This window comes from Micromonospora sp. URMC 106, assembly GCF_051386395.1.
Taxonomy (GTDB): Bacteria; Actinomycetota; Actinomycetes; order Mycobacteriales; family Micromonosporaceae; genus Micromonospora.
This window is the reverse complement of record NZ_JBPQTP010000190.1, coordinates 1-6,290: the sequence shown is the minus strand read 5'-3', so window position 1 is coordinate 6,290 and position 6,290 is coordinate 1. Positions and strand designations below refer to the sequence as shown.

General features: G+C 76.4%; 9 protein-coding genes and 1 pseudogene. 6 read left to right on the top strand and 4 right to left on the bottom strand.

What is annotated here, in order from left to right; all coding sequences use genetic code 11:
- The coding region (locus ACSNOB_RS31245; RefSeq protein ID WP_436690954.1) for a glycosyltransferase family 9 protein at positions 1-735 on the top strand (735 nt) is incomplete at its 5' end.
- A gap of 52 nt (positions 736-787) precedes the next feature.
- Entirely contained in the window at positions 788-1,651 is an 864-nt protein-coding gene (locus tag ACSNOB_RS31240; RefSeq protein WP_436690952.1) for an alpha/beta hydrolase family protein, read from the top strand.
- Between the two features lie 47 nt (positions 1,652-1,698).
- Here ACSNOB_RS31240 and ACSNOB_RS31235 read toward each other — a convergent pair whose 3' ends face one another.
- Entirely contained in the window at positions 1,699-1,869 is a 171-nt protein-coding gene (locus ACSNOB_RS31235; RefSeq protein WP_393104195.1) for a hypothetical protein, read from the bottom strand.
- Positions 1,870-2,119: 250 nt separating this feature from the next.
- On the opposite strand from ACSNOB_RS31235, the gene ACSNOB_RS31230 reads away from it, so the two are divergent.
- Together ACSNOB_RS31230 and ACSNOB_RS31225 are read left to right on the top strand one after the other, a co-directional pair.
- Positions 2,120-2,743, top strand: a complete 624-nt coding sequence (locus ACSNOB_RS31230) for a hypothetical protein (RefSeq protein WP_436690950.1) — start codon at positions 2,120-2,122, stop codon at positions 2,741-2,743.
- A gap of 244 nt (positions 2,744-2,987) precedes the next feature.
- Positions 2,988-3,293: a hypothetical protein gene (locus ACSNOB_RS31225; RefSeq protein ID WP_436690948.1), complete on the top strand. Its 306-nt coding sequence runs from the start codon at positions 2,988-2,990 to the stop codon at positions 3,291-3,293.
- 38 nt (positions 3,294-3,331) lie between these two features.
- Here the strand turns inward: ACSNOB_RS31225 and ACSNOB_RS31220 are convergent, their stop codons facing one another.
- From ACSNOB_RS31220 to ACSNOB_RS31210, 3 genes are all read right to left on the bottom strand, one after another.
- The gene (locus ACSNOB_RS31220; protein WP_436690946.1) at positions 3,332-3,862 is read right to left on the bottom strand and encodes a DinB family protein; all 531 of its coding nucleotides are present in this window, start codon (positions 3,860-3,862) and stop codon (positions 3,332-3,334) included.
- 98 nt (positions 3,863-3,960) lie between these two features.
- On the bottom strand, positions 3,961-4,149 hold the full coding sequence (locus ACSNOB_RS31215; protein WP_436690944.1) for a hypothetical protein: 189 nt from the start codon (positions 4,147-4,149) through the stop codon (positions 3,961-3,963).
- A 130-nt stretch (positions 4,150-4,279) separates the two neighbouring features.
- A complete protein-coding gene (locus ACSNOB_RS31210) occupies positions 4,280-5,188 on the bottom strand; it encodes a DUF72 domain-containing protein (RefSeq protein ID WP_436690942.1) in 909 nt (302 codons plus the stop codon).
- Positions 5,189-5,314: 126 nt separating this feature from the next.
- On the opposite strand from ACSNOB_RS31210, the gene ACSNOB_RS31205 reads away from it, so the two are divergent.
- Positions 5,315-5,818, top strand: coding sequence for a DinB family protein (locus ACSNOB_RS31205; protein WP_436690940.1), 504 nt, complete (start codon positions 5,315-5,317; stop codon positions 5,816-5,818).
- A 105-nt stretch (positions 5,819-5,923) separates the two neighbouring features.
- A pseudogene (locus ACSNOB_RS31200) lies at positions 5,924-6,290 on the top strand (hypothetical protein); the annotation flags it as partial.

The window sequence follows — 6,290 nt, the reverse complement described above, 5'->3', positions numbered from 1 at the left end:
TCACACCGCATGCTCGCCGACACCCGACCCGGCCGACTGCTCGCCTTCACCAACCCCGACGCCGGCCACCACGACGGGCCGGACTGGCGGGCCGACGAACACGAGGTCGACCGCTGGTGCCGGCTGCTCGGCTGGTACGGGATCCCCGCCGACCGCGGCGACCTCGCCCTGCGCCGGCCGGCGGCGGCCGGGCTGCCGACCGGGGTCAGCATCGTGCACCCCGGCGCGAAGGCGGCGGCGCGGCGCTGGCCGCCGAGCCGGTTCGCGGCGGTCGCCCGCGAGCTGATCCGCCGGGGGCACCGGGTGGTGGTCACCGGCACGCCGGGCGAGCGGGAGATCGCGGCGGAGGTGGCGCGCGGCGCCGGGCTGCCGGACACCGCCGTGCTGGCCGGGGAGACCGGGATCGGCGAGCTGGCCGCGCTGGTCGCCCACGGGCGGCTGGTGATCAGCGGGGACACCGGCATCGGGCACCTCGCCACCGCGTACGGCACCCCGTCGGTCCTGCTGTTCGGCCCGGTGTCGCCGGCGCTCTGGGGCCCGCCGCCGGACCGGCCGTGGCACCAGGCCCTCTGGGCGGGACCGCTGGCGGGGCCGGCGGACGCCGTACCCCATCCGGCGCTGGCGGCGCTCGACGTGCCGGACGTCCTCGCCGCCGTCGACCGGGCCGAGCGCGGCCGGGGCGGCCGGCGCGTCCCGGCGGCGCGGGCCGAGCGGGCGACGACGCCCGTCGGGTGACGCCCGCCACCCACCGGTTACCCCCGGGTAGCCTCGGCCGTAGCCTGAGGCGATGAGCGCGACGGGGGAATACCGGCAGGAGTTCGTGGACGTGGACGGAGCCCGGATCGGGCTCCAGGTCTACCCCGAACCGGACGGCGTCGCCGACGCCCCGCTGGTGCTGATCTCGCCCGCGATGGGCGTCCGCGCGCGCTACTACCGGCCGTTCGCCGCCGAGTTGCGCGCCGCCGGTCTCGCCGTGGCGGTGGCCGACCTGCGCGGCACCGGGGAGAGCACCCCGACGCCGAGCCGCGCCTGCCGATACGGCTACGCCGAACTCGCCGCCGACGTGGGCGCCGTGCTGGCGGCGCTCAAGCCCCGGCGCGACGGGCGGAAGACGCTGCTGCTGGGGCACTCACTCGGCGGGCAGGCCGCGCTGCTGCACCTCGCCGTGCACGGCGACCACGACGTCGACGGGCTGGCCCTGGTCGCCGTCGGCCTGCCGTGGTGGCGCACCTACCCGGGGCTGCGCGGGTACGGCGTCCTGCCGTACACCCAGGGGATCGCGGCGACGGCCCGGCTGCTCGGCGTCTGGCCCGGTTGGGGCTTCGGCGGCCGACAGGCGCGCGGGGTGATCCGGGACTGGGCGCACACCGCGCGCACCGGCCGTTTCCCGCGCCTGGACGGGGTGGACGCCGACGCGGCCGTGCGGAAGCTGCGCACGCCCGTGCTCGCGATCAGCGTCGACGACGACCAGTACACCCCGCACGAGACGCTCGACCACCTCTGCGCGAAGCTGGCCGCGGCGCCCGTCGTGCGCGAGCGCTACACCGCGGCGCAGGCCGGCGCCCGGATGGACCACTTCACCTGGGTACGCGCCGGAGCGCCGCTGGCGGCCCGGGTGGCCCGCTTCGCCGCGGACCTGCCGGCCCGCTGACCGTCGGTACGTGCCCCCGGGCGGCTCCCCGCCGCCCGGGGGCACGCTCACTCGTCGGTCTCGACGGGCACCATCTCGCCGTCCCGCTCGACGCGGGTCTCGCCGTGCTCGGGTGGCGGCGGCACCTGGGCGGTCGTCTTGCGCGGATCGTTGCCGGGGTGCATCAGCACCGCGTCGGTGGAGGCGGTCTTCTCCCGGCTCTCCTCGGGCTGCGACATCCTCTTCCCCCCTCGCTCACTTCCTCCGTCAGGCGATCTACCCGCCACCGGCCCGCCGACTCCTCCCGGCCGGTCCCGGCGGCCGGGGGCGCCGCCGTCGCGCCGGGTCGGCCCGGCCGGGCGGCGACGCCACCGCCACCCGGTCTTCCCCGGTATCCGCGCGGCCGTGCCGTATCAGCGGGTGACGGACGGGATTAGCCGACCGGGCGGCGGGTATGCCGCACCGCCCGACACGGTGGAAGGGGATCAGATGTCCGAACGGCACACCGCACTGCGCTCGATGCACGATCTGGGCCTGGCGGCCTGGTTCGGGGGCTCCCTGATGGGAGCGTTCGGCGTCAACGGCGCGGCGGCACAGATGAACGACTCGACCCAGCGGTTGCCGATGGCCTCGGCCGGCTGGGCCCGGTGGACCCCGGTGAACGCGGCCGCGATCGGCGCCCACCTCGCGGGCGCCGTCGGCGAACTGGTGACGGAGAGCCCCCGGGTGGCCGCCCAGTCCGGCGTCGGCCGGGCCAGCACGTTGAAAACCGCGCTGACGGTCGGCGCGCTGGCGGTGACCGGCTACAGCCGGCTGCTCGGCATGAAGCTGGAGAAGGCCGGCGGCCCGCCGGTGGAGGGGGTCACCGAACCGAACTCGCAGACGCCGTCGAACGTGGCGTCGAGCCAGCGGCAGATGCGGATGCTCCAGTGGGCGGTCCCCGCGCTGACGGGGGCGCTCATCGTGGTGACCGCCTACATGGGCGAGCAGCAGAAGCCCGGCGAGGTGTTCCGGGGCATGCTCGGCCGCGCGGGCGGGCTGCCGAAGGGGATGGGCGCGCTGATAGCGATGGGCTCGACCAAGAAGAAGCGGATGTCGATGTCCGGCCGCTGACGCGGGCGACGCGCCACCGGCGTCCCGCCGACTCCTCGGCGGCGGGGCGCCGCTCGGCGTGTCCGGGTCCGGGTCCGCCCGTCCCGGGCGGCGCGTGCCCGCCCGGTGGCGCCGGCGCAGGCATGACCTGCCCCGGGACGGGCAATCGGGCCCGGTATCGGCGGACCCGACCAGCGAGGTGACCATGGCGGCAGGAGACGGACGCAGCGGGAACAGGCGCACACCGGAAGCGACCACGCCGTGGGTGACCAGGGACGGCCTGGACGCGGAGCCGCCCTGGGGCACCGGTGAGCACGACCCGATGGACGAGGGCAGCGAGGAGACCGCCGTGCCGGAGGGGCGGCGCGGGGACCGACGCGCCGGCGAGCCGGCGGGACCGTCGGGGCCGGCGGGCCGGCACGGCTTCGGATCGATCGAGCCGACCCGTACGATGCCGGCCGGTCCCGGCGCGCCCCCGGACCCGGCGCCGTCCCGGCGGACCTTCCCCGACGCCGCCGACGTCGAGGAGCGGACGGAGGACGCGCTGCGGACCCGGGGCCGCCGCTCCTGAGCCACCTGTTCCCGCCGGGCGGACCCGCCCGGCGGTGGTCAGGCTCCGGGACCCGCCGCGCGCAGCAGCCGGAGCTGGCCGATCTCGGCGGCGTTCTTCATCAACTCGGCGTTGACCCAGCCGAGCATGTGCGTGACCGTGTGCTCCGGGTCGTCCTGCCACGGGAACGGCGCGGTGCGGTCGAGGTCGGCGTCGGTGAGGCCGTCGAGGACGGCACGCCACTCGGCGCGCAGCCCGCGCAGCCAGGCGACGGTGGGCTCGCCCGCGCCCGGCCATCGGACGTCGGTGCGCTGCCGGGGCTGTCGCTCCCGCAGGTGGTCCACTGCCACCGTCCACCACCAGCCGATGTGCCAGGTCAGCCACGCGATCGTCGGGACCGGGACCGGGTCGGGCTCCGTGTCGGCCCAGTCGGGTGTCCAGCCGCCGTCCGCGCCGCGGCGTACCGTCCAGCAGTGGCCGGCCGGCTCCCAGAGGAAGTCCGCCGGGTCGAGGCGCTCCAGGTGGTACTCGAACAGCGACCAGGTCAGGTCGAACTGCCAGCGCACGAGCGCACGAGAGGAAACTGACATCCGGCGATCATGTCGGAGGGCACGCGCCCGGGTCGACGGAATAAGCGGCCCGGGTCGGCGGTCGCGCGCCGTCCGGGCCTCGGTCGTCCGTCCCCGGCTCAGCCGCCGGCGGTCTCCTCCCCCGTGAGCCGCGGCTCCTCGGACGCGACCGGGTGACCGGTGTCGTCCACCAGGCCGGGCGCCATGCTGCCGCCGTGCGCCTCCTGCGCCTCCCGGGTCTCGCGCGCCGCCGCGTCCCGCGGTACGCCCGGCATCCCGTCTCCCGGCCGCTCCTGCCGCTCGGTCATCTGTCGTCCCTCCCGTCGCTCGACGCCACCGGCGGTACCCGACCCGCCCCACGGGAAACCTCCCGTCCGCAAGATCACCCTGCTGGTGGGGGCCGGCCACCCGCTGCGGTACGCGGCCGCGCGCCGGCCGTCAGGAGGCGGCGCCCGCCCGCGCCGGGCGTCCCACCGGCTCGACGCCCAGCAGCCCGGCCAGCCGCTCCGCGTCGCGTTGGGCCTGGTCGCCGCAGCAGTTGTTGAACAGCACGTGCAGCTCGCCGGCCTGCCCGGCCAACTCGGTCAGCAGCTCCGACCAGCGGCGCAGTTCCTCGTCGCCGTACGCGTAGCGGAACTTCTCCTGCTTGTCCCCGGTCCCCCAGGCGGCGCTGTGCCCGTGGAAGCGGACGACCGCCAGCTCCGCCGTGGCGAACAGGATGGGCGGCACCGACGACGGGTGCCCCTGCGGCATGTCCACGCAGACGAACGACACGTCGCGCTCCCGCAGGAAGCCGAGCGTCTCCACCGCCGCCGTGCCGTCGAACCACGATCCGTGGCGCAGCTCGACGGCGACCCGCCACGGCCGGCAGCGCTCGGCCAGCTCGGCGATGCGCCGCTCGGCGGCGGCGCCGCGGGCCAGCCACGGCGGGAACTGGAGCAGGACCGCGCCGAGCCGGTCGGCCGCCGCGATCGGGTCGAGCGCCGCCCGGAACCGGTCCCACAGCTCGTCGTACGCGGCCGCCGGCAGGTCCCGGCGGCGGATCCGGCTCGGCCCGCCGGCCGGACGCAGGTCGCGGGGCAGCGCCGCCACCGGGGTCGGGTGGCCGGTGAAGAGGCTGAACGCCTTGACGTCGAAGGTGAATCCCTCCGGCGTGGCGTCGACCCACCCCTGCGTCGTCTCCGGTACGGGCACCGCGTAGTAGGAGGTGTCCACCTCGACCAGGGGGAACCGCCCGGCGTAGAAGCCGAGCCGGCCGGCCGGGGTGTTCGCCGCGCGCGGATACCACCCGGAGCGCAGCAGCATCTGGTCCGCCCAGGACGACGTGCCCACCTTGATCACACCCATGTAGTTCACTGAACCCCGGATCGGACGAATCGGCAACCGCTGGCCGAAACCGGCTTCGGGTGCCGTCCCTGTCGGTGGCGGGCCCTAAGGTGACTCCCGACTTGAGGACCGGAGAAGGGTGACGGGATGACCATGTCCGAGCAGCTGGCCGGAGAGCGGGCCGAGCTGGTGCAGACGCTGCGCCTGCACCGCGGGTTCCTGCGGCAGACCGTCGCCGGGCTCACCGACGAGCAGGCGGCGACCCGCAGCACGGTCAGCGAGCTGTGCCTGGGCGGGCTGATCAAGCACGTGGCGACGGTCGAGCAGCGGTGGGCGCGGTTCGCGGTCGGCGGCGCCGAGGCGATGAACAGCGAGCCCCTCGACTGGGCCGGGCAGTTCCGGATGAACGACGGCGAGACGCTGGCCGGGCTGCTCGCCGGCTACGACCGGGTGGCCGCCGCGACCGACGAGCTGATCGCCACGCACGACCTCGACGCCGCCCACCCGCTGCCGCAGGCGCCCTGGTTCGAGCCCGGCGCGACCTGGTCGTTCCGCCGCGTCCTGCTGCACCTGATCGCCGAGACCGCCCAGCACGCGGGCCACGCCGACATCCTCCGCGAGGCGATCGACGGCGCCAAGACCATGGGCTGACCCGCCCCGGGGCGCGCCCCGCGCCGATCCCCGGCCCGCTGTTGTCGGACGTCACACCCCGGGCCGTGTGACGTCCCGACGATCGGCGGCGCTGAGGGACACGAGATGAAAGCACACCGGATGGACCAGGAGACCGTCGAGCGGCTGCTCGGCGGTCCGGTCGTCGACCCGCAGGACGCTCCGCGACCCCTCGCGTCGCTCCTGACAGCGGTCCGCGCCGCACCCCGCGCCGGTGAGCTCGCCGGGGAGGACGCCGCGGTGCGGGCGTACCGGCTCGCCCGTGCCGGCACGCCCGCCGCCGCGCCGGAGCGAGGCCGGATCCCGGTCCTCGCCCGACTCGGCGTCCGCGCCGCGCTGGCCGGCGTCGCCCTCGCCGTCACCGGCGGGGTGGCCTTCGCCGCCACCGACGCGCTCGGCTCGGGCCGACCGTCCACCGTGGTGGCCGACGCGGACGGCCGACCGGGAGTCGCCG